At 43.3% G+C, this 21,903-nt stretch carries 19 protein-coding genes; 15 read left to right on the plus strand and 4 right to left on the minus strand.

Going from position 1 to position 21,903, the window contains the following annotated elements:
• The 9 genes from KRP56_02375 to KRP56_02415 all read left to right on the plus strand — a co-directional run bounded on the left by KRP56_02375 (nucleotide 1) and on the right by KRP56_02415 (nucleotide 10,346).
• On the plus strand, nucleotides 1–1,098 hold the full coding sequence (locus tag KRP56_02375) for a radical SAM protein (protein UAL08112.1): 1,098 nt from the start codon (nucleotides 1–3) through the stop codon (nucleotides 1,096–1,098).
• A 149-nt stretch (nucleotides 1,099–1,247) separates the two neighbouring features.
• Nucleotides 1,248–2,381, plus strand: coding sequence for a hypothetical protein (locus tag KRP56_02380; GenBank protein UAL08113.1), 1,134 nt, complete (start codon nucleotides 1,248–1,250; stop codon nucleotides 2,379–2,381).
• The gene (locus tag KRP56_02385; protein ID UAL08114.1) at nucleotides 2,382–3,515 is read left to right on the plus strand and encodes a hypothetical protein; all 1,134 of its coding nucleotides are present in this window, start codon (nucleotides 2,382–2,384) and stop codon (nucleotides 3,513–3,515) included.
• Nucleotides 3,516–4,287: 772 nt separating this feature from the next.
• Nucleotides 4,288–5,565, plus strand: a complete 1,278-nt coding sequence (locus tag KRP56_02390; protein ID UAL08115.1) for a hypothetical protein — start codon at nucleotides 4,288–4,290, stop codon at nucleotides 5,563–5,565.
• A 71-nt stretch (nucleotides 5,566–5,636) separates the two neighbouring features.
• Nucleotides 5,637–6,356, plus strand: coding sequence for an InlB B-repeat-containing protein (locus tag KRP56_02395; GenBank protein ID UAL08116.1), 720 nt, complete (start codon nucleotides 5,637–5,639; stop codon nucleotides 6,354–6,356).
• A gap of 108 nt (nucleotides 6,357–6,464) precedes the next feature.
• Complete coding sequence (locus tag KRP56_02400) at nucleotides 6,465–8,834, plus strand: leucine-rich repeat protein (protein UAL08117.1); 2,370 nt, start codon at nucleotides 6,465–6,467, stop codon at nucleotides 8,832–8,834.
• A 120-nt stretch (nucleotides 8,835–8,954) separates the two neighbouring features.
• Nucleotides 8,955–9,479 (plus strand): DUF3793 family protein, encoded by a 525-nt coding sequence (locus KRP56_02405; protein ID UAL08118.1) that lies wholly within the window; start codon nucleotides 8,955–8,957, stop codon nucleotides 9,477–9,479.
• Nucleotides 9,480–9,596: 117 nt separating this feature from the next.
• Complete coding sequence (locus KRP56_02410; GenBank protein UAL08119.1) at nucleotides 9,597–9,917, plus strand: hypothetical protein; 321 nt, start codon at nucleotides 9,597–9,599, stop codon at nucleotides 9,915–9,917.
• 108 nt (nucleotides 9,918–10,025) lie between these two features.
• Nucleotides 10,026–10,346, plus strand: coding sequence for a hypothetical protein (locus KRP56_02415; protein ID UAL08120.1), 321 nt, complete (start codon nucleotides 10,026–10,028; stop codon nucleotides 10,344–10,346).
• Here the strand turns inward: KRP56_02415 and KRP56_02420 are convergent.
• The 4 genes from KRP56_02420 to mtnP form a co-directional block, all read right to left on the minus strand.
• Nucleotides 10,343–11,455 (minus strand): TIGR00303 family protein, encoded by a 1,113-nt coding sequence (locus KRP56_02420; protein ID UAL08121.1) that lies wholly within the window; start codon nucleotides 11,453–11,455, stop codon nucleotides 10,343–10,345. The genes KRP56_02415 and KRP56_02420 overlap by 4 nt on opposite strands.
• 12 nt (nucleotides 11,456–11,467) lie before the next feature.
• The gene (locus KRP56_02425; GenBank protein ID UAL08122.1) at nucleotides 11,468–12,460 is read right to left on the minus strand and encodes a phosphoglycerate mutase; all 993 of its coding nucleotides are present in this window, start codon (nucleotides 12,458–12,460) and stop codon (nucleotides 11,468–11,470) included.
• Nucleotides 12,457–14,625 carry a carbamoyltransferase HypF gene (gene hypF / locus KRP56_02430; protein ID UAL08123.1) on the minus strand — a complete coding sequence of 723 codons (2,169 nt, stop codon included), beginning with the start codon at nucleotides 14,623–14,625 and terminating at the stop codon, nucleotides 12,457–12,459. The genes KRP56_02425 and hypF overlap by 4 nt, the downstream gene beginning before the upstream one ends.
• A 90-nt stretch (nucleotides 14,626–14,715) precedes the next feature.
• A complete protein-coding gene (gene mtnP / locus KRP56_02435; protein UAL08124.1) occupies nucleotides 14,716–15,495 on the minus strand; it encodes an S-methyl-5'-thioadenosine phosphorylase in 780 nt (259 codons plus the stop codon).
• A 321-nt stretch (nucleotides 15,496–15,816) separates the two neighbouring features.
• Between mtnP and KRP56_02440 the strand changes: the two genes are divergently transcribed.
• The 6 genes from KRP56_02440 to cobB all read left to right on the plus strand — a co-directional run bounded on the left by KRP56_02440 (nucleotide 15,817) and on the right by cobB (nucleotide 21,885).
• Entirely contained in the window at nucleotides 15,817–16,548 is a 732-nt protein-coding gene (locus tag KRP56_02440; protein UAL08125.1) for a class I SAM-dependent methyltransferase, read from the plus strand.
• A gap of 127 nt (nucleotides 16,549–16,675) precedes the next feature.
• Nucleotides 16,676–17,482 carry an AAA family ATPase gene (locus KRP56_02445; protein UAL08126.1) on the plus strand — a complete coding sequence of 269 codons (807 nt, stop codon included), beginning with the start codon at nucleotides 16,676–16,678 and terminating at the stop codon, nucleotides 17,480–17,482.
• Complete coding sequence (locus KRP56_02450; protein UAL08127.1) at nucleotides 17,475–18,254, plus strand: sirohydrochlorin cobaltochelatase; 780 nt, start codon at nucleotides 17,475–17,477, stop codon at nucleotides 18,252–18,254. The genes KRP56_02445 and KRP56_02450 overlap by 8 nt, the downstream gene beginning before the upstream one ends.
• 9 nt (nucleotides 18,255–18,263) lie before the next feature.
• The gene (gene cfbE, locus KRP56_02455) at nucleotides 18,264–19,478 is read left to right on the plus strand and encodes a coenzyme F430 synthase (GenBank protein UAL08128.1); all 1,215 of its coding nucleotides are present in this window, start codon (nucleotides 18,264–18,266) and stop codon (nucleotides 19,476–19,478) included.
• Complete coding sequence (gene cfbD / locus KRP56_02460) at nucleotides 19,475–20,557, plus strand: Ni-sirohydrochlorin a,c-diamide reductive cyclase catalytic subunit (protein ID UAL08129.1); 1,083 nt, start codon at nucleotides 19,475–19,477, stop codon at nucleotides 20,555–20,557. The genes cfbE and cfbD overlap by 4 nt, the downstream gene beginning before the upstream one ends.
• Nucleotides 20,554–21,885 (plus strand): hydrogenobyrinic acid a,c-diamide synthase (glutamine-hydrolyzing), encoded by a 1,332-nt coding sequence (gene cobB, locus KRP56_02465; GenBank protein ID UAL08130.1) that lies wholly within the window; start codon nucleotides 20,554–20,556, stop codon nucleotides 21,883–21,885. Before cfbD ends, cobB begins: the two co-directional genes overlap by 4 nt.
• The last annotated feature ends 18 nt before the right edge of the window (nucleotides 21,886–21,903 follow it).

The following is a 21,903-nucleotide window of genomic DNA, read 5'->3' on the forward strand; positions in this document are numbered from 1 at the left end:
ATGGAGAACAATGAACTGACACAATATTTTAGCAGGCATTCTAAAGCTCTTGTTCTGCAGACCCTTTCAAGATCATTCAGCGATCCTAAGGAGGCAGCATTCCTCATAAGATTCGGTCGTTCTGTGAAAAGGGCAAATGCTATAAGGGAAAGATATGAAACGGAAGGGCTTCATGTTCCGCCGTTTCTCATCTCCAGTGTAACCACCTCATGTAATCTTTTTTGTAAAGGTTGTTATGCAAGAGCGAATGGTATATGCGGAAAGCCAATGAGGCCAGAATTGTCGTCTGAGGATTGGAGGAATATATTCAAAGAAGCAGAAAAAATGGGTGTCATGTTCAATATCCTGGCCGGAGGAGAACCATTGATGAGAAGGGATGTAATCACGGTAGCCAAGGACTTCAGAGAGATGGTCTTTCCGATATTCACGAATGGTACTGCGATAGATAGTGAATATGTCGAATTGTTCGATAATAACAGGAATCTGATACCCATATTCAGTTTGGAGGGTGGAAGAGAGAGTACAGATGTTCGTAGAGGTGAGGGTACCTTCGACACGGTGGTAGCCAAAATGCAGGATCTAAAGGATAGCGGACTTTTCTTCGGTGTTTCATTGACCGTGACAAAAGACAATATGAATGAGATAATGTCCAAGGATTTCGTGGATTTTATTGAACAATGTGGTTGTAGCATTGTATTCTACATCGAATTCGTAGCTGCGGAAAGTTGTCTTTCACATCTAGCCCCAGATGGTATTTCCCGTGCATTCTTTGATGAAAGGTTGAAAGAATTGAGAGATAGTAACAAAAAAATGATATTCATGTCATTTCCAGGCGATGAGAAGGGACTGGGTGGGTGTTTAGGTGCCGGAAGAGGATTCTTCCATATCAATCCATATGGAGATGCTGAGGCGTGTCCAGCTTCACCGTGCTCGGATGTCAATGTGAAGGAAGACGGATTTGAGGCCGTATTGAGGTCTCGTTTATTCTCTGAATTAAGATCAGACGGAATTCTAGCCGGATATCATGAAGGTGGATGTGCACTGATAGAGCATAAGGACCAGGTATCTCGTATAATCTTGGAAAGTGCGGAAAAATAAGGATACTAAAGACCGGATGTCGATGGCCAGTAATGTAAAACTCATTTTTTATTAAAAATATGTGATTTTTATCTGATTTTATAAAAATATATTTTTCGTTGAGAGCAATTGACACTTTATCTTTATATCCTGGATGGTTATTTTGGCGCGTGACCGATCGCCACGGTGTTCTGAAATATGATCACTACGTCAAACTTAACAGATATGCAATAGTGCCTACTGCATGCTTCATTATGCTGGGATTTCTTCTCGTTATAATGGCGACGTGGTCCCTTCGCTCGTACATAGATCCGATGATGGGGCAGGATACCTACAACCTTATCAGAACGATAATGTCCTTGGTAACAATAATATTCGCAATAGAGGCCATGAGGTGCAGATGCATCTCGGAAGGCATACTCTTGTTAATGGCCGGTTTATCGTCCTTGATATTCTCGATCTCTGAAGCTAATTTTGAGACGGCTGGACTTGGCATAACCTATATATTCTTCTCTGCTGGATTCTTAAGCAGCGGATACGTTTTCTACAAGAGAAAGCAATTCATTATAACATCAGGTACGACGGTCTTCTCCATAGCAACCATTATCCCGCTCTTCATATCAGGTCATTATGATCTCATTACCGGTGTAGGATTCATGGTTGCCGGTCTGATATTCATCGTGAATGGTTGTTACGATACTGTCAAGATCGGATGGGGGAAAGAACTCAAGAGGTATATCGGGTACAAGGACCTGTGTAACAAAAAAGAGTACGCACACATGTTGGTATCCACTGCAGGGATATTGTCATTCGCGACGCTATCAATGGTATTGGGATATCATGTGTTGGACACGAGCGAGCACAGTACTTCCCTCTATGTGGTTAAATTGCTCTTATCGGTGGTGGTCGTAACATTTGGCATATACGCACTGGGACACGGCATAGTGGCAGAGGGGCTGATGATGTTCGTACTGGCATTGTCTACTTTCTCTGCTGCTGTATTGAGTCTCGCACATATTGAATTCCCAGTATCATTGAATATGATATTGTCAATAGTTTACGTTGCTTTGACCATAGAGTTCTTCATGAAAAAGGACGGTCTTCTGTGTATGACATGTTTTTTGATATTTTTGGTGCTGTTCTTAGAATCATTCACACATCAGGCGGCTTCGTTGGAGCTAGCGATCACAGTACTCAAAGCAGTGTCCGCTTATAGCGCAATAGCGGCATTGCTGTTCTTCGAGACCGGGAAAGAGGTCCTGCCGAGGAATATACATTTACGGGAAAAAAGGGAGGCTGCATAAATGTCAGAAGAGGTCCAGTTCGAAGTAGAGAATGTTTACTCCAAGGATGAGAAGGTATTCGGTGATGAGGCCACATTCCTATCGGTCACTGCATTCATGCTGATAGGTCTGTTGATGATCTGGGCCGGATTGAATTATCTGAATAGTTTTTGGAACTTCATGGAGGTCGAGGACGGTGCCTACGATGTGACCAAATCGATAATCTCCGCATTTGTGCTGGTATTCTCCATTCATATGTTCTCTCGTAATCTGGTGACGGAAGGCATAGTGGTCATGTTCACAGGGATCTCATCCCTATCGTTCTCTTTGGGGGCCCTGTTGCTCAATGTTCAGGGATATGAGGTATTGGACATTCTTTTCTCGATTGGCATATACATAGCGGCGATATTGTTCATAGGAAGGAAGAATTATCTGCTGGGTTTAGCATCCTTATCATTCGCGGTCAGTATATCCTTTGCATATGCGATAAAGACCGATGGTTTGAATGTCCTTGTTGGTGCTGGTCTTATGATATCCGGTCTGTTCTTTGCATATTATTCGTTTGGGAATCTAATTCTCGGGGAGACCGGTAAGAACATATTGCATGTGACTCAGAACAGCAGGCCTGTGGGTGTTGAGGAAGATCGTGACAGGTCGTTCGAACTTGTGATCGTGGCAGGCATGTATACCTTTGCCACACTTACGTTGTTAGTAGGGTACGAGTTCCTGTTCGTCGATTATACGTCGGTTCCGTATTGTGTGGCGGAATTCTTCCTTTCATTGGCTGTGATGGCCTTTGCATTGTATGCCTTGGTCAGAGGCATGATACCTGAAGGAATAATGATGTTGATGTTCGGGCTTTCATGTTTCATCTTTGCCACAGTGGTCATATTCGGATTTGTTCCTTCAAGTCTGATAGACATAATTACTTCACTGGTCCTTGGAATAACAGGGGCGGCATTTCTTCTAAGGAAGGAGGTCATGCTTTCTGTGATCTCTTTACTGTTCTTGATCGGGGGCATTTTAGAAGCGGTGTTCGAGATGTATTTCCTCGGAGGGGTTTTCATATCCATAATGGGCATATTGGCGATGTATTACGCTGTGAGCCGTTGGGTCCTTATGGAAGCAGGAAAGGAATTCTTACTGATAAGGTGAGATTTTAAAACTTATTAATCGTCATCATTTTTGTAGTATGTTTTAATTTTCCTTTATTGAAAAAGCGTATATTTCCATGTATGCTGCAATTTTGTTTATAGCCTACGTGATGAGATTGTCTGAATTTCAGAATGTCACGGGCGTTCGTTGCAGTTAATTTGGACGTTTTTTGACAGTGACCATATATGATGTTTCGGGACGGAGGACTGTAATGTTGATTTCCAAGCATATATGATAATGTCTTTTGTTTTGTTGTTATCGATTTTTAGGGATTAAGTTGGAAAATGAAGTTCATCAAATCAGTATGATTTCGATGTACGCTTTCTTTATTTTTGATAAAGAGGTTGCTTATATAGATATATTATGTATGCGTAAAATATGTATTTGACTGTAAAAAAGTATTACTTAAGATAATTTAATAGTTTTATAATAGATGGTATTTCTATACGAAATCGATTAATAATGATGGTTATCAAATGAGTAAGCCAAGATACTTTTACGTTTTATAATTAGGACGTAGAGATAATCAGTTTTATTTAAATACTTTGAAAGCACATTCATCTTATTTTTTATTTAAAAAACATTTAAATACTATATCAAAATGCTATCGCTTAACTATAGCATGTTACAGAAACATTGCAATATGCATTTTCATGTAATATGTAAGTTACTAAAGAGGCCCTGTATCGCCATTCAGCAAGGTCATGTCTAGGGCTAACGAGGGGGAATATCCATTAAAACAAAAATATTCGCAGTATTGGCCGTTGCATTGATGATGGCAGCAGCCTTTGTGGGCGTAGCATCAATAAAAGGATCTGATGATTCTGATGCTAATGATACAGTCATCAATGAAGCATCGGGTACTGTAAGTTATGTCCCAGGTACTATTAACGTATCTGTTGGTGGTAATGTATTGTTTACACCAACGATAAATTGGGTAGCCGCAACTTCTGTAGTAATCACAGTGTCTTTTTATGATGTTGATTCAAACTATACGGTGACGTATAATTCTGGTACGGGGGTTGTGACTGTGAAAGGTCTTGCGACCTGTACAGATTCATTTACAATCAATGTAAAAGCAACCATTACAATTAATGGGACTGTAGTAACAAGAGATATTAGCCAAAATATAACAGTTAACGTTTTTGCAGCGCCTGTTTTCACAAGTTATTCTAATGATTGTTACTTTGGACAGTATTATTCGAGCAATATAGTAACCGTTAGTAGTTTGACAGGATCTGGAACGTATGCTATTTCAGTTACGGGTCTTCCAGACGGGTTGTATATACTAGGAAATACAATTGCAGGAAATGCAACATGGGCTGCATCTGCATCAGGACCGTATACCGTAAATGTAACTGTAGTCGATACGATAACAGGAGCAAAGTGTTCTGGAACGATCATCATCACAACTCATACATATTCTATTTCAGGAACATTTGTTGATGGAACTCATGGAAATTCAGTGTCCATATTGACAGACGGTGTCAGTAAAGCAACGGTTTCATTAGATACCACTAATACAATCGTGAATTTCTCTACAGGAGCGGCCACAATAACCATTGATGGATTGTATACGGATGCTGCATTAACTACAGTTTTTAGTAATTATGCGTTTAGCGCTAATGTTCTTACAATCAATGGACAGAGTACATATTACGTAGCTTACACAATTTCAACTGGAGAAACTGGTGTGCTTTATGTGAAAGGCTCAACTCTTTCATCCACAATATCTGATGGAAGTATCGTGTATATAGACCAGAGTACTACTGTTTCTTCAGCTAGTATAACATTCAATAACATATCATCAACGATATCATCAACAAATACAAGCGTTTATGTTGATGGAGTTTTGGATACTGTAACGTTTTCTGGATCTTCTATAACAATTAATGTTAACGCCATTGTAGTTGGTATGCACACATATACTGTTGATTACACTGTTAATGGATCATATGCAGGTACATTCACATTTTATGTGTATGTGATTGAAGATGGTACGAGTTTTATCATTCCCGATCCATCAATTAACATAACCGTTACATCGTGAGGTTAAAATCATTTAATTCAGGGGCTTCGGCCCCTTTTCAATTTATTTAATATAACGAAGGAGTAACAAAAATGAGAACTAAATTAGTCCTGACTCTAGCGGTCCTGTGCCTGATGTCATCGATCATCGTCGTATCTAGCGACAGCATTGCTGTTGCTGACGATAGTGAGGATGACAGCAGTATCACGACCATAGAGGCATATGCATCAGAGTTCGTGCTTTCCGATTCTAATAACATCGGATATATGGCAAAATGGGAGATCAGTTTTACTTCTGATTTCTCTACGATAGAGGATTCCTCTACAGATAATACGTACACATACACATATCCAAATGATACTGGCTATTTCTATGTGAAAGAATACATTTCGACATCCATGACATATGATGAGGAACACACTAAGTCCTCTGTTGTCAAGGTTTTGGTCCTCGGTCCAGCTCCAATAATTACATTGGATACCATGGACGGTAAAACCTCTGAGACGATGAAACTTCCATATATAGTTGGAAGTGGCGGTACCGTTTCATTGCCGACCCCAGAACGTGACGGCTATATCTTTGCTGGTTGGTATTACGATGCATCGTGTACCCAGAAGTTCGATTCTTCTGTCACCATAGTCTCTGATACAACTCTGTATGCGTCATGGGTACAGTCAACAGACGTCGGTGGCTCTTCTGATCTTACCAAGACAATAATTCCAATTATAATAATTGTTATTTTGCTTCTGGCATTCATATTATTCTTGTTCTTTAGGAGACGCAAACAAGAGGAAGAGGAGAAAAAAGATTGAGGATGTATGCGGACCTTAGGGTTCGCATACATCAAATTATTTGAGATTCTGTTAATTATAGTTTAGATTTTTTGCAAAGAAGAGACTATGTAATAGGGGGTACAAAAGATGAAAAAGAAAGCTTTATTAAAATCAGCTTTAGTGATCTCTGCCCTGATCATGGCTTCTTTGAGTTTGACAGTTGTATACATGGACGATGAGGAATATTGTTCTGATGCTGCTGTCGGAGATAGTTTTGGTGTATTGACCTCGGATGGAGTGACCATTAGGTATGTAGTAACTTCCAGTAATACAGTGAAAGTTGGAAATGATAGCTGGAAAGGTGCATTTTATTATTCTTCTGATCGGGGATGGACAGGAAGTGTTACAATACCCGCTACCGTTTCATATGGTGGTGTAACATATAATGTAACTGAAATAAGTGGAAGTGCATTTCAGAGTACAAGCATAGCTTCATTGATAATAGGGTCTAGTGGCAGTAATGTTAATTTAAACAATATTGGGTCTTCTTTCTATGGTTGTTCGTTAAAATCACTAACAATATATGGTTCAGTAAATACAATAAGCGGTAATGCATTTCAATCCTGTACTAATTTATCTTCCATTGATATTACTGGTTCTGTGGGTATTATTGGAGGAGGTGCTTTTTCAGGATGTACTTCTTTAAGCACTCTCACTGTTGGTGGGTCTATTACCACAATAAGCGGTAATGCATTTCAAAATAGCAGTTTATCTTCTGTGATGATAACTGGATCTGTTAATACAATATCAAGTGAAGCATTTGGTGGTCTAACATCTCTTAAGACATTTTATGTTGGAGGAAATGTGACGACTATAGGAAATACTGCCTTTCGTGGTTGTACTGGCTTGCAATCATTTACGGTTAACGGAACAGGTACAATCAGTTCGATCGGAAGCAGTGCATTTCAATCTTGTACTTCTTTGAGTACATTCTATGTTGCTGGATCGATAGGGGATATCTATTCCAACGCTTTTCAATCAACTAGCACCCCATTCACATTTACAGTTTTAGGAAATATTACTACAATAGATTCAAGTGCTTTTTATAGTTCTTCCATTCAATATTTTACAGTTGAAGGTACAGTCACTACAATTCAAAACAATGCATTCCAATCCTGTACAAGCTTAGTATCTGTAAATATGGGGTCCATTGGTTCTATAGGAATATGGGCTTTTGGAGGATCAACATTGACTTACATCACTTTATCAAATACCACTAATGTCGCATCTGATTCGTTTCAAAGTAGTCAATTAACTGAGGTATATATTACAGGTGCAGGGACGAGTTCTTCTAGCAGTCTAATAAGTAAATATTTTTCATCTTCAACTTGGTCCATTGGGAATAAAACAGTCAATACATTGATCCTTGATGATGTTTCTAACATATCTAGCGTAGGCAATGGTGGAACAGTAGTCTATTATGATAAGTCAAACAACTCTTGTTCAACATATACTTATGTTAATGGTTCTTGGGTAGTATCCTCGGCCACTACAACAGTAGTTATAGTTTTCGAGCCGCAGTCAGATTCAGTATCCGTATCGTCTACAATAATCTCTTCAGGTTCCACTGTTACATTTCCGGCCGTCTATAAAGTAGGTTATGAATTGATAGGTTGGTTCTCTCTGCCTTCAGGAGGTGTTCAATATACAGAATCTACGGTTTTCACAACGAATACTGTCATCTATGCACATTGGAGGTCTACAACTACAATCTATTATGATGTCACATACGATGTCAATGGAGGGTCGGTCGCCGCTCCCACTCAGGAAGCTGTTGCCGAAGGTTCCACGTTCACAGTTGCTTCATATTCGGGAACCAAGGCAGGATACATATTCTCAGGATGGTCCAATGGTACGAGCATATATCTTGTTGGCTCCACTTATACCATGGGGACATCCGATGTCATCCTTGTAGCAGTGTGGACGGTTGTGACATATACGGTCACATACGATGTCAATGGAGGATCTGAAGCCGCTCCTATCCAATCTGCCGTATCCGAAGGTTCCACGTTCACAGTTGCTTCATATTCGGGAATTAAGGTTGGATATACGCTTATTGGATGGAATGATGGTACAAACACGTACTCTGTAAACTCTACTTACACAATGGGAACATCCAATGTGATATTGACTGCAGTTTGGTTCGATGAGTTGAAATTCGTAATTCCGGTCTGTACAACTGTGGATGAGGCCTACGAGGCTGATAATTACGTCGTGAATATTTCTACAGGTGTCAGTGATATGTATATTTCATATAGCAACACCTATGGTGCCAATATAGATGTGGCATATAGTGATGGAGTCATATCTTTGACGATCAACGATCATTCTGTGAGTGGTTCTTTACCCGTATATATCGTTCTTTCTAATTCTGATGGTACGATAATTGTAGATTATTACATACAAATTAATGTATTATCAGATTCTTACTTTATAGTACCTGAATTAATTAATTGAAATCATATATTATCGATTCATCATAAATTTAGGTATACCAAAATTATATATACTTTTTAGGCATTCCTAAATCTAGGTCTGGTAAACCTAGGGACGATCACAATGTTGGAGGAATATCTGATGAAGCATGCGGCACCGACCCTCGCGGGGGTCAAATGCGGCAGTCTTTTTAGGATGGTCCTCGACCTCGATGCCTTACACCAACAAATGTCAAGAATGAACTCCGTATTGAATCACCACGGCGTTAGGGTCATCGTCCTTCGGTCATCGGGCAGGGAACACTTGGTCTATGCATTTAGACCGAGTATGATCAGTGACATCCTGTCCGATGACCGTATTTTCTCTTTCTTATCCGAGAGAGGATATGTCGTCAGTAAGGTCAATCATCTGATCAAATCCTTGAAGGTCAAAATGCAGGGGATACATGGCTTTGTTCACGAGGTCGGCATTTTCCTCGGATATCCGTTGGAGGATGTCATTGGATTCATGGAGAATAAAGGTCTCTGCTACAAGTGCTCTGGATGCTGGAAGGTGTACGGTGATGCCTGTGAGGCACAGAAGATGTTCGGCAAGATAAGAGAATGCAGGAACCTGTATACGAAGGGCTACATAAGCGGTATACCGATAACCGAATTGGTCGCATGATCATCTGATCGATGATCGAACCGTATGAGTATCTGATGTGCCAGTATACTTGGTGAAACTCAATCGTTTTTATACAGATAAAACCATACAAGAACGCCGGATTTCGGAGGTTCAGATATGGCGAAGGAGTGCACGGTCAGAGTGGATGCAGGTGTTTGCAAGATGGTCACGACCATTCACGCTAAGGAGAATGAAATGGGCATGATCGAATTGGACATTCAGAGTGATTGTCCAAATGTACTCAAGATGTCATGGATAGTTGAGCCCGTATCTCCATGGACGGAGGTCGAGGCGGCAATGAACGAGACCGAGGTCTACAAGTGGGCCAGTGATAGACTTCCACATGCAGCGTGTCCAGTTCCATGTGCTATGATAAAAGCAATCGAGGTCGCAGGGGACCTTGGTCTGAAAAGGAATGTCACGATCGAGATCTTGTGATCTGTAGAGACATTGAATTTTTACTGATATTTCGAATTCGGCATTCACGGTTTATTTTTCATCTGTCAGGCATCCCATCTTTATAATCCGAGAGCGATTACGAGTTCCATGAGGCCAGAAGCGGTGGTCGAGGACATTCCGGAGTTCGAGACCGAGGTCATCGGAATAACATGCGTGAACGGTGTACCTTCAGGCATAATCTTCTTTCATGAAGGTATGATGCTGGGCGCGGATTTCACAGAAGAACAGGTGCATGCGACGCCTACGATAGGGAATTATAAGAACCGTCCAGTAACAACGATAAATGCACCGGAAGGAATGTCAGCTGTCGTGAAGGGAAAAAAATTGACACGCAATTATTCAAAGGATTTTCGTATGGTCAGGCAGACCACGACCTCTTTCGAGGTCGTGAGTCTTCGCCGTCATTAATCGAAGTTCATAATCTTCTTGTAGATCTCATGCACCTTGGCAAGCAGGTCATCACAGGTTAGTTCTCCTGAGCTTTGTATTATCGCCGCAACGGATGATCCGCCGCAACCTACTCCTTCCTTGATGTATCCCCATTCATAAGCTTGAAGGCCTTCGTACGGGCTCGATGAGTAATCCATGTTGACATAGACGATCGGAACATTGGGTGATATCGAGTCCATGATCCTTGCATTTGAGGAATTGGGGTCGTTCATCAGCCATCTTGTTGTTCCTTGGAATATATTCCCTACGATAGAAGGTTCCAATTCTATGGCTGCAGCGATCACCGCTGTGAGCTGTGTTCCACCGCCTACGATAACAGGCACATGTTTGGCAGCTCCGATGAGTATTCCTACATTGGCGGGCATCATCGGGTCACCGACACATTCGATGGCTTTCAGCGGGTCGTGTTTCAGATCGCCTATTTTTATAGAGGCTGCTTTTAGAGCATCATTTACGGTCTTGGATTTGAGTTCTTTGGGGTTCTTTGGGGAACTGCTGCTTACGAGGTTCTCTTTTATGATGCCCATGGCCATCATAACGGCCAATGCTGTTGTCGTACCGCCTGCGCAGCTTTCGCTTATCACAACGTAATCGTAACTCTTTGCGAGAAGCTCTCCGAATACTATTCCCATCTCGTATTCTTTTTTGACGTTCTTCACAGACTTGCCGGTGGTAATCTTCTCTCCGCATTCTCCGCCCATATTAATGTAAGGCACGTTAGGTGGGATCTTGCATCCGCCGTTGACTATCAGGTACGGCATCTTAGATAGTTCTAATGCGGCCTGTGTCAGAGTTGCCGGGGTCGGAATGCCTCCTGGATTGATCGGTATTCCCTTCATGCAGACCGTTTTTCCTAAAACGAGAAGTTCCGCATCTGCAGCGGGAGTGAACATTGTCAGTTCAGGGGTGTCCCCTGCATCTGATATGCCTGGTATGGTGGAGGTCAGTGTATTGGCTACTGTGCATGTGAAAATGCCTTTTTTCCCCCAAATACGTGACAGGATTTCCTTGGCGATCTTATCGTTCCCGTATATGCTCAGTGACGGGGGCAGTTCGAATTTTGTCATTTGTTCACCGCTTCAATTCCTCATGATGGTCGGTATGATATCTTTCAGAACGGATACCTCTCCAGCTTTCATGGGAGTTCTTATGTTTGTCCATAACGGAACGTTCATTAATATGTGTTCGCCAGAGACGCATGATGTGCCGTGGTCCACGAAATAAACTATGCGTTCCGTATCGGAGAAATATCTCTCCATGAGGCCGTCTATCTTCTCTAGGACCTTTATTTTCTTCATATGGTCCTTTTCATGACTGTATTCGTCGACCTCATCGAAATGAAGGAAGACATTTCCTTTTTTCAGCGCATCAACGGCTTCGGGCAATCTAGGTTCGATGTTCCTGTGCATTTTTATCTCATATCCGAGAGATGCGGCTACACCTAACGCGGTGGGGCTGCTTGATACTGCGGTCATCTGTTTTATGTAAGGCGGATATTGCCTTCCCAATCTTCCGCATCCCCAAGGATAGTCGGTTATTCCGATCTCATCCTGGACGCTCAATATGAGGTCTCCCAAAGGACCGGGTATTTCGTAGTAGGGGGAATTCCTCGGAGGCGATTGGAGGTCAGGAAGTTCATGATCGTAGTCCATGGTCAGTACTGCTCTTCCGTTGGTGAAGAATTTGATCTCAGGATTGAATTCCTTTAACATATTCAGATGCCTGGATATGTGTTCCACAAGATCCTTTTCATATTTGTCCCCTTCATAGGACCATAATACGGTGTCTCCCTCTATTCTAGCCGGACTGAGACGGAATGCCATGCGGTTATTTTTCATGTTGAGGCCTAAACCCTGCGCCTCAAGTGCCGCTCTTGAGTTCTCAGGTGGATGTCCGGTGAAGAATTCGTTCAGGAATAGTTGTGTGTATCCTCTTCCTGTGGTTGTGAGTTTGAGGTCTGCTTTTGAGTACATGAATGGCATTTCGGCCACCTCGTATGGTTTTTTACCGTTCAATGCGGGATTGGGATCATCCTCCATCCCATCTAGAAGTACGAATAATGTGTTCTTCATTCTACCATCTTCAATGCTATTGCGGCCTGACCGGTCGATATGCCACCGTCACCGTTGGGGACGGAGTTATGGAATATCGGTTCGTGTCCTTTTTTCTTTACCATGTCGGAGAACATCCTGCAGATCGGTTCGTCATAGGATACCCCGCCGGTAAGGCCAATATTATCAATATTTTCTGATTCAGCGTATCGGATCGCATTATCGACCAATTCGTTCATGATGTTGTATACAACAGAGTATGCGATATCGGCTGGACGTTGGCTTTTTTTGATATTTGCGAAAAGATGTGCCGTTCTAATGACACCGTTATCGGTATTTGTTTCGAAACCCTCTATGAGTTCACCATTTGCGATGTATTTTTCAAGTCTCATGGCAGGTTCTCCGTCATAAGTCCTTTCTTTGCATATGTCGAGGGAGTATGCCAGTGCATCCAGTATCCTTCCCATGGATGAGGTCTTTACGCTTTTGTCCATGATCTTTTCTAGAACCGCAGAATCTGATTCGTTGAATGAATTGTTCTCGACACCATTCATCGAATCAATTGCGAATCTTATTCTTCTGAGGTCATAGAGTGCTTTCTCCGACCCGAGCAGAGGTATGTATTCTAGATGTGCCAGTCTTTTGTATTTTTCAAGATCTGCGTAAAGTACCTCTCCTCCCCATGCCTGTCCGTCATCACCGTGGCCAGTACCGTCCAGGGTAAGGAATACTCCGCGATCAATCTGTTTCTCCGCTATCAGAGATGCCGCATGCGCCCAGTGATGTTGTACTTCGATCAATTTTGCATTGTATTCGGTCGCGAAGGTCTTTGCCAATCCACGGTTCACATATCCAGGATGCAGATCCATGGCCACTACCTGTGGTACACAGTTGGTTAGCGAAACATTGAACCTTATTGCCGATTCCAGATATTCCAGCACGCCGATGTTCTCTCCATTGCCAACATATTGTGTGGGATAGACCCTTCCTTTTTTGGCTACGGCACCGGCAAGATTCTCTTGTGCCCCTACTGCGATGACGGAACCTTTGAAATTCGTCTCCAGGAACGATGGTATGCTGCCTCTGGATTTTCTTATGAAGGACCTGTTGTCATCGTATAAGCGGAGAACACTGTCATCTGCTCTGTTGAGGATGGCCTGGTCGTGAAGAAGGTACATGTCCGCTCCGAGCCTCAGTGCTTCGCTGTCACTTGTTATCATTGGTTCACCCGGAGCGTTTGCAGATGTCATTATGAGGGCATCGGCTTGAAGATATTCGAAAAGAAGATGCTGCATTCCGGTGTAAGGAAGGAATATCCCGATATTATCCAATCCCGGGCTTATCTGTTCAGTCAATTTGGTGCATTTTTTCTTTACCAGAACAATTGGTCTGTGGGGTGATTGTAGTTCTCTTCTTTCATTATCCGTGAGCGTGGCGTATCTCTTGGTCGATTCTATGTCGCGGACCATTATGGCGAATGGTTTGTATTTTCTTCCGTACCATTCCCTTATTTCCTTTATGTTGTCCAGGATGCAGCATATGTGCATGCCTCCCCAGCTTTTCGCAATACCGATCATACCGGTATCCAGATTGTTGGCGAACTTCCTTATCGGGTCACCTTTAAGGGGATTTCCATATCTGTCTACAAGATAGTATCTGGGGCCGCAGACCGGACAGCATATTGTCTGATGATGTAGCCTTCTGTCAACAGGATCTGAGAATTCTTGGCTGCAGTGTGGACACATGGGGAAGTTTCTCATCACTGTCTGTTCTCTGTCGTAAGGGAGACCAGATAATAACGTGAAACGTGGGCCGCAATTGGGGCAGGATATGAATGCGTAACTGCTGCGTCTTCCAGCACCTTTCATTTCTTTGAGGCATTTCAAACAAATGGCCGTGTCCGTCGGGATGGAGAAACTATCGGATTCGGATGTGGAATCTAGGATCTTGAATCCGTTGTATTTACTGTCTAGTTCAGAATCAATTTTTTCAATGGATTCAATGCAGGCTAAAGGAGGTCTGTTAATATCAAAATTTTTGAGGAAAAGTTCACCGTCATCAATGTCGACAATCACATCAGAACCGTTGTTCCAGACTGCACCGCGTAATCCTAAAGATGTTGCTACGCGGTATACAGAAGGTCTGAATCCCACCCCTTGGACGGTTCCTTTGAATATTATCCTCATGCACTGGTGGATAGCGTCCACTAAAGATTAATAGTTTCAGGAAAATAAAAATGAAGGTTAAGGGCCCAGTGGCAATCTGGGTTATTGTTTTTAGATCGAGCCGCAGCCTTTCGCAGCATCGATACAGTGGCAATCAGGTTCTTTGATCTTTGGAAGTCCCAGCTCTAGGAGTTTGAGTACTTTTGCAAGACATTCGTTCATGGTCCTTATGACGATCTCAATGGTCACGTCCTCTTCAAACCAACAGTCGTAATCTGTGACTGTCGCGAGACTGCAGTAGCACATACCCAGTTCTCTTGCGAGTTGACATTCTGGTACAACCGTCATGCCGATTATATCGCCGCCTACTGCCCTGAACATCCTGCTTTCTGCTCTGGTGGAGAATCTCGGTCCTTCAATGCATATGTAATTGCCTCCGCGGTGGAATACTATGTCCATCTCCCTGGCGGTCATTGCGAATATGTCATTTAGGTAAGGACAGAACGGATCAGGCATGGAGATATGTACGGTCTTATCGTTGAAATAGGTGTATTTTCTACATTTGGTGAAATCAATGAACTGGTCAGCGATCACCAGGTCTCCTGGTTTGTAGGATTCTGTAAGCGATCCGACAGCACATGCTGAAATGATGAATTCGCAGCCCAGATGCTTAAGTGCCCACATGTTTGCCATGTATGGTACCGATGTTGGAGGGAATTGGTGTTTCTTTCCATGACGGAAAAGGAATGCTACTTCGACACCGTTTATTTTTCCGATCATTATTGGGTCGGAAGGTTTTCCATATGGTGTGTCTGGAAAAACCTCTTTCACGAGTTCAAAGGAGTCTGGATTGTATATACCGGTCCCGCCGATAATTGCAATTTTAGGCATGCTTGATCGATGCATTTGAATGTAATTAATCTATCGCAAACACTTTTGTTTGTTTTTACAGACAATTTATATACTTTGTAGTAGTAACACATAATTATAAAATAGTATTACTACGGGGTGAATTCAAGTCTGTCATGAGCGATTGCGTCGATCTGCATTTATGTCTCCTCATTGGGCGGGTCGTCAACCCGTCCAATGTTCAATAATAAATTTACCTAGGCTGTGCCAGTGTTTCTTTTACGGAATAAATAAGTATCATACCAGCGTTCATATCTCACGTTATCCGTTTGTTATCGGATATCATTCAGGAGGTCGTTTCTGTTGTCCGATGGTAAAGAAAAGTTCTACGATGACCATGCAGAGAATTGGGACAATGAGTCAATGCACGATCCTATGAAAATGGAATATGTCGTGAGGATTCTGGAACTCAAGGGAGGGGAGGACATATTGGATGTCGGTACTGGTACCGGGGTTTTGATACCATATTATGAAAAATCAGGTGTTAGGCATATCAAGGCGATCGATATTTCAGAAAAGATGATATCGGTGGCCAGCAGAAAGTACCCAAAGGCCAGTCATCCTTCTGTAGATTTTTTTATGGAGGACCTTTATGATCTTGAAGAAAAAGGTGTTTATGATATAGTAGTGTGTTATTCGTGTTTTCCTCATTTCAGAGACCAGCCTAAAGCATTGTCAATCTTGTGTTCCACTTTGAAGGAAGAAGGCACACTTGCAGTAGTTCACTCAGATTCTAGAGAGCAGATACAGCACATACATGAGAGTAGAGGTGAACACGTTGCTCATGACCTTCTTCCCGGACTTATTGAAATGAAGAAGATGTTCAATGATGCCGGGATGTCCGTTGTATTCCAGAGGGATGATGACGAGTATTATATCGTCATAGGAAAAAAAAGGTCATCAGAAAGAGGTCTCAGTAAGGAAGAGATGTATTCTTTACTATTGAAGGAATATGATGACATAAAGGACGAAGGTAGAGATGTCTATTTTGATCATATAATCAATGATTATCGTAGAGATATTGGTCCGGAATAAGGATAATATCTTAATGCCTTTTATTTACGTTAACATAATTCAAAGTTACGTTCTCGCGGAATAAAAAATATCATTTAGTGTTACGAACATCAGTAAGAATAATAAGTAACCACTCAATTTAGTGTTCGTGCGCAGGATAGCAATATATGGAAAGGGCGGTATTGGAAAATCGACCACTACTGCAAATGTTTCTCAGGCTTTGGCCGAAAAAGGGCTCCGCGTCATGCAGATCGGATGTGATCCAAAGGCGGATTCAACATCGATGCTTACCAACGGTGTTAAGATCAAGACGGTCCTAGAACTCATAAGGGGCGATCAGGAACCGGAATTGCAGGACATCGTTCACATTGGCAACGGTGGCGTTCTTTGTGTGGAGTGCGGAGGGCCTAAACCTGGAATGGGGTGCGCTGGCAGAGGCATAATTGCCGCATTCGAGAAACTCGAAGAGTTGGATGCTATGGATGTTTACAGACCAGACGTCATACTCTACGATGTATTGGGTGATGTGGTATGCGGCGGGTTCGCCATGCCAATTAGGAATGGTTATGCGAATGATGTTTTTATTGTGACATCAGGGGAAATGATGTCCCTGTATGCTGCAAATAATATCGCTGAAGCTGTGCGGAATTTCTCGCCGGGGGGATATGCCAAGTTGGGAGGACTCATTCAGAACTCTCGTAATGTGGAGTCCGAGGATGAGGTCATATCCAAGGCAGCGAAGGAGATCAGTACAGAGGTCGTTGCCTGTATACCGCGGGACCCATCGGTCCAAAGATGTGAATCCATAGGAAGCACAGTCGTTGCTGGAGAACCGGATTCGAAACAGGCAGATGCGTACAGAAGACTTGCATTTGAATTACTGGTACGTTCCCAGGACGTGTCAGGAGGAATGAGATTGGGAATTACAAAGGTAAAGGGGTGTTGTGATGAGTAAGGCTGTTTTGATCGTAGGACATGGTTCCAGGTTGATGTTCAACAAGATGACGATGGAGGCTCAGGCAGAGGTCCTCAGAAATATGGGCCATGATAACATATACATAGGATTCAACGAGACATCTATGCCTTCGATAGAGGATGCGATGTTGGAGATGGCCTCTGATGGAGTGGATGAGGTAGTAGCTCTTCCTTTCTTCATTGCATCAGGTCTGCACATGACACGTGATATCCCTCCGAAACTTGGGCTTCCCAAAGGGATGTCGGAGGCAGTGACCGACATCGATGGAAAGAAGATGCTGGTACATTTTGAGACGCCCTTCGGAGAGGATCCCAATCTGACGGACATATTGTGTGAGAAGATAGAGGAGATGTCATCCGGAAAGGGCAAGAGAGGCATAATGGTCATGGGCCATGGTTCCAGACTCAATTATAATTCAGACATAATGGAGCTGAATGCCGCACGTCTGAGAAATAGGGGATACGAGAACATTTACGTGGGGTACAACGAGTTCAACGATCCGAGGATAAGCGATACGATAGAGAGAATGAAGAAGGACGGGATGGATGAGATAATAGCTCTTCCTTTGTTCATTGCATCCGGTGCACATCTGTCGGAGGACATTCCTGCAGGCCTTGGAATACCAGAAAGGTGCAACTGCGCTTATGTGGAGTACAAAGGCAGGAATGTGGCGATCAAGTATGCCACTCCAGTAGGAGGGGACCCCCGTCTTTGCAAAGTACTCGACAAGAAGATATCGAAATATTACTGAGTTGATGGTATGAAGATCCTAATTCTTGATTCGATACACGGGGCGGACATCCTTTCTGAGAAGTATATCGCGAGGGGAGACAGTGTGACCTGTGTCGATGTATACAAAAAGGCCATTCCCGAGGTCATAGAGAGCATAAAGAGGACAGGTGCAAGATCATTGGATACTGTTCCGGCGGAGAAATTCGATCTTGTCGTTATGCCTTGCCATTGTCCAGATGTTTTCCTGCAAACTTGCACTTACGAAAAGAGGATATATTTCTTCGATGCGGTCCGTGAGTTCATCGATGACAGCAGATATAGGATAGAGATAACAGGTGCCAAAGGAAAGACAAGCACATGCTTCCTTTTAGCGACCATATTGGGACTTGAAGGAAAGAAGGTGTTCCTCCACACATCCAGAGGTCAGGGGCCCTGGGAGAAAGGAAAATTGAAGATAACTGATAAACGCAGTATCGCTCCAACATCCCTTTTGACATTGCCGAAGGGAGATTATGACGTCATGATCTGTGAGGTCTCGCTGGGAGGTTCTGGTAAGGCCAATATCGCGGGTATAACGAATCTTGCTGTCGATTACGGTATCGCTGCCAACACGAGGTTGGCTTCCGAGGCCAAACGTTCCATTCTTACAGATGGCATCAACGTGGTAAAAAGGTCAGAGGTGTTGATGTGGGAGCGTTATGAGATGGGTAATTGTATCGGATACGGGGATCGTGTGGAGATCCTAGGTAAACCTGAGTTCGGAAAGCCTTTGAAAGCTGTTCTGCACTATATGGGAGATACGGAATTCGAGCTTTCTGGAGGATATCTGTCACTTGGTTACTTGGATTCCATGAATATGGCTGCAGAGATGTGCCGTTGCATCGGGATTTCCAAGGAAGCGGTCTTGAAGGCTTTGATGACATTCAAAGGGGTCCCTGGGCGTGGCGAGATCTTCGAGAAGGATGGTGTGAGGTATGTAATGGAAAGGAATCCAGGAATATCTCCAATATCTGTTGATTGGACATTAGGCATTTTGAACAAGATGGATGTTCTTGATAATGCAGTGATGATCGTGGATCCAGTAAGCAGGAAGGTCTGTGACAAGATGGATGCAGAGGAGATAGGCAAGGTTGCTGAGAAGTATGGAGTTTCTGCAGTATTTACCAACGGAGACGGTGCGCGCCCCGAATTGCCAAAAAGATTCGATACGGTAATAGAGTTCGTAAAAGAGGGCTATCAATGAAGGACAAGATGATCCATCCCCGTCCTAATCCGATAATCGCCGCGATGTACACATTAAGGGATATGGATGTGGACGTTGTTGTGATACATGGTCCGGCTGGATGCGGATTCATGGCCTCCAGGATGTTGGAGGAGGCGGATGTCAGAGTGGTAACATCGGGTATGAGAGATGACGATCTCATATTCGGTGGTGCGGATTCTTTGATCGAGACATTAAAAATGGTGAAAGAGGCCTTTGATCCCAAGACCGTGGCAGTTGTGGGTACATGTGCCAGCATGATAATCGGTGAGGATATGACTGCGGCAATAGCGAAGGCCGATATAGGGTGCACTGTATTCGCAGTGGATTGTCATGGTTGCATGGGAGATAACACGAGAGGTGCGATCAAGGCCCTGCAGTCTGCCAAAGATGCAGGCATAATAACTCCTGAAGAGACTGAAAGGCAGATATCTTTAATGAGGTCTGCAACCAGACTTGAGAAACAAGTAGGAATGGCCAGCAGAGGATATATTTCTCCGGACAGGGGGCCTACCAAACTCAATGTTTGCAGAAAGATAATCGAGACATTCAGAAATGGTGGCAAGGTCGCGGTCGTCATTATCGCAAAGAAAGAACTGGCTTATCGTTTTGCGGATATGTTCCTCGCGGTTGAAGAAGCAAAGAGAAAGTTGGGAGGCAGTACGTTCTATGCTGCAAATCTAGATGGGAACATCGGGCTTCCTAGGATCAGGAGATATTGCAGCGATATAATTTCAGACCTCAATGAAAAAGGGGTCGTCATGGATGCGATCACAGGAGGATTGGACGAATACGCAATCAAAGGTGCGGAGACAAGAGCCGTTGTAGATAGGTCAGGATCCGATATGACGGTCATACTCGGGATATGTCACGCCTATCCTGGACTTTCCAAAGAATATGCACTCATCACCGATCAGCCAAGGGAACTTGCGAATTATCTTTCTCAAGGATTGAATGCCGTAGGGGAGATATCCAGTCATTCAATGGTCATGGGAACACATCATATAATCCATCTGGAGACCGCCGATACATTGCGCGAGCTCTTGGAGGAAAACAGATGAAAGGCCTGATAATAGCTGGTGCTGGCAGCGGCGTTGGAAAGACATCGGTGACCACAGGAATACTTTCAAGACTTTCTAAGAATTACAAGGTTCAGGCTTTCAAAGCAGGACCGGATTTCATCGATACGATGTATCACGCGGCTGCAACCGGCAGACCTTCTAGGAATCTAGATTCTTTCATGATGGACGACGATGTGATAAGGAATCTTGTAGGGTACGCATCAAAAGATGCAGATCTATGCATCGTCGAGGGCGTAAGAGGACTTTATGAGGGATTCTCCGGTGATGACGACCTAGGTTCCACAGCATATTTGGCAAAGCTTCTCGGGTTTCCAGTCATATTGGTTTTGGATGCGAGATCGCTGACCAGAAGTGCGGCCGCGATAGTCAACGGATTCAAAATGTTCGATCCAGATGTGAATATTGCCGGAGTGATCCTCAATAAAGTATCAGGCGGACAGCACAGAGATAAACTGGACATCGCGATGAGGACATATACCGACGTGAAAGTGGTCGGTATGATACCAAAGGATGATTCCAATGTTCTGGAACAGAGATATCTGGGACTTAGGACATTGTCCTCGTTCACACATAAAGAGATAACGCCATTAGAATCGTTGACCTCTTCTCTCGACCTTGATACCTTGATGGATATAGCCGAGCATTCAGAAAGCGACCTCTGTACAGATTCACCGTATGTCCAGAGAAAATCAGATGTAAAAGCGGCCGTTCCAATCGACGATTCATATTGTTTCTATTACAAAGAGAACATCGAATGTCTTGAGGCGTCCGGTATGAAGGTCCGCACGTTCAGGCCCACTGAAGGTGATCCTTTGCCCGATGCCGATGTCTATTACCTCGGCGGAGGATATCCAGAACTCTACGCGGATAAGCTTTCTCAAAATACTGATTATCTTCAGGGTCTAAAAAGTGTGTCCGAAGAGGGAAAGGTGGTCTTCGGAGAATGCGGTGGACTAATGACCATGTGCAAGGATCTGATAGATAAGGAAAGGAGAAGATTCCCAATGGCAGGGATCTTCGATGCGGATGCAGACATGACGAACATACGTCATGGTCCGACATATGTGGTCGCAGATGCCATTGACGGAAATCCTCTTTTCAATGGAAGGGTCAAAGGCCACGAGTATCATTATTCCGATGTATTCACAGGTAAAGATCCTAAGTTTGGATATGATGTGATCCGCGGAATGGGGATCGTGAACAAGAAGGACGGGCTATTTGTTAGGAATTCTCTTGGTTCGTACATGCACCAACATGCACTGTCGACGGATGATTGGGCAAAAGGTATCGTGGAGGCTGTAAAGTGATGTACATATTTACAGATA

The sequence above is a fragment of the Candidatus Methanogranum gryphiswaldense genome, from assembly GCA_019262145.1.
GTDB lineage: Archaea > Thermoplasmatota > Thermoplasmata > Methanomassiliicoccales > Methanomethylophilaceae > Methanogranum > Methanogranum gryphiswaldense.

Coding starts and splice junctions, on each gene's coding strand:
- cobB (UAL08130.1), top strand. CDS start 20,554: ATGAAAGGCCTGATAATAGCTGGTGCTGGCAGCGGCGTTGGAAAGACA.
- KRP56_02390 (UAL08115.1), top strand. CDS start 4,288: ATGATGGCAGCAGCCTTTGTGGGCGTAGCATCAATAAAAGGATCTGAT.
- hypF (UAL08123.1), bottom strand. CDS start 14,625: ATGAGGATAATATTCAAAGGAACCGTCCAAGGGGTGGGATTCAGACCT.
- mtnP (UAL08124.1), bottom strand. CDS start 15,495: ATGCCTAAAATTGCAATTATCGGCGGGACCGGTATATACAATCCAGAC.
- KRP56_02450 (UAL08127.1), top strand. CDS start 17,475: ATGAGTAAGGCTGTTTTGATCGTAGGACATGGTTCCAGGTTGATGTTC.
- KRP56_02385 (UAL08114.1), top strand. CDS start 2,382: ATGTCAGAAGAGGTCCAGTTCGAAGTAGAGAATGTTTACTCCAAGGAT.
- KRP56_02415 (UAL08120.1), top strand. CDS start 10,026: ATGAGGCCAGAAGCGGTGGTCGAGGACATTCCGGAGTTCGAGACCGAG.
- cfbD (UAL08129.1), top strand. CDS start 19,475: ATGAAGGACAAGATGATCCATCCCCGTCCTAATCCGATAATCGCCGCG.
- KRP56_02410 (UAL08119.1), top strand. CDS start 9,597: ATGGCGAAGGAGTGCACGGTCAGAGTGGATGCAGGTGTTTGCAAGATG.
- KRP56_02425 (UAL08122.1), bottom strand. CDS start 12,460: ATGAAGAACACATTATTCGTACTTCTAGATGGGATGGAGGATGATCCC.
- KRP56_02375 (UAL08112.1), top strand. CDS start 1: ATGGAGAACAATGAACTGACACAATATTTTAGCAGGCATTCTAAAGCT.
- KRP56_02400 (UAL08117.1), top strand. CDS start 6,465: ATGAAAAAGAAAGCTTTATTAAAATCAGCTTTAGTGATCTCTGCCCTG.
- KRP56_02395 (UAL08116.1), top strand. CDS start 5,637: ATGAGAACTAAATTAGTCCTGACTCTAGCGGTCCTGTGCCTGATGTCA.
- cfbE (UAL08128.1), top strand. CDS start 18,264: ATGAAGATCCTAATTCTTGATTCGATACACGGGGCGGACATCCTTTCT.
- KRP56_02420 (UAL08121.1), bottom strand. CDS start 11,455: ATGACAAAATTCGAACTGCCCCCGTCACTGAGCATATACGGGAACGAT.
- KRP56_02405 (UAL08118.1), top strand. CDS start 8,955: ATGAAGCATGCGGCACCGACCCTCGCGGGGGTCAAATGCGGCAGTCTT.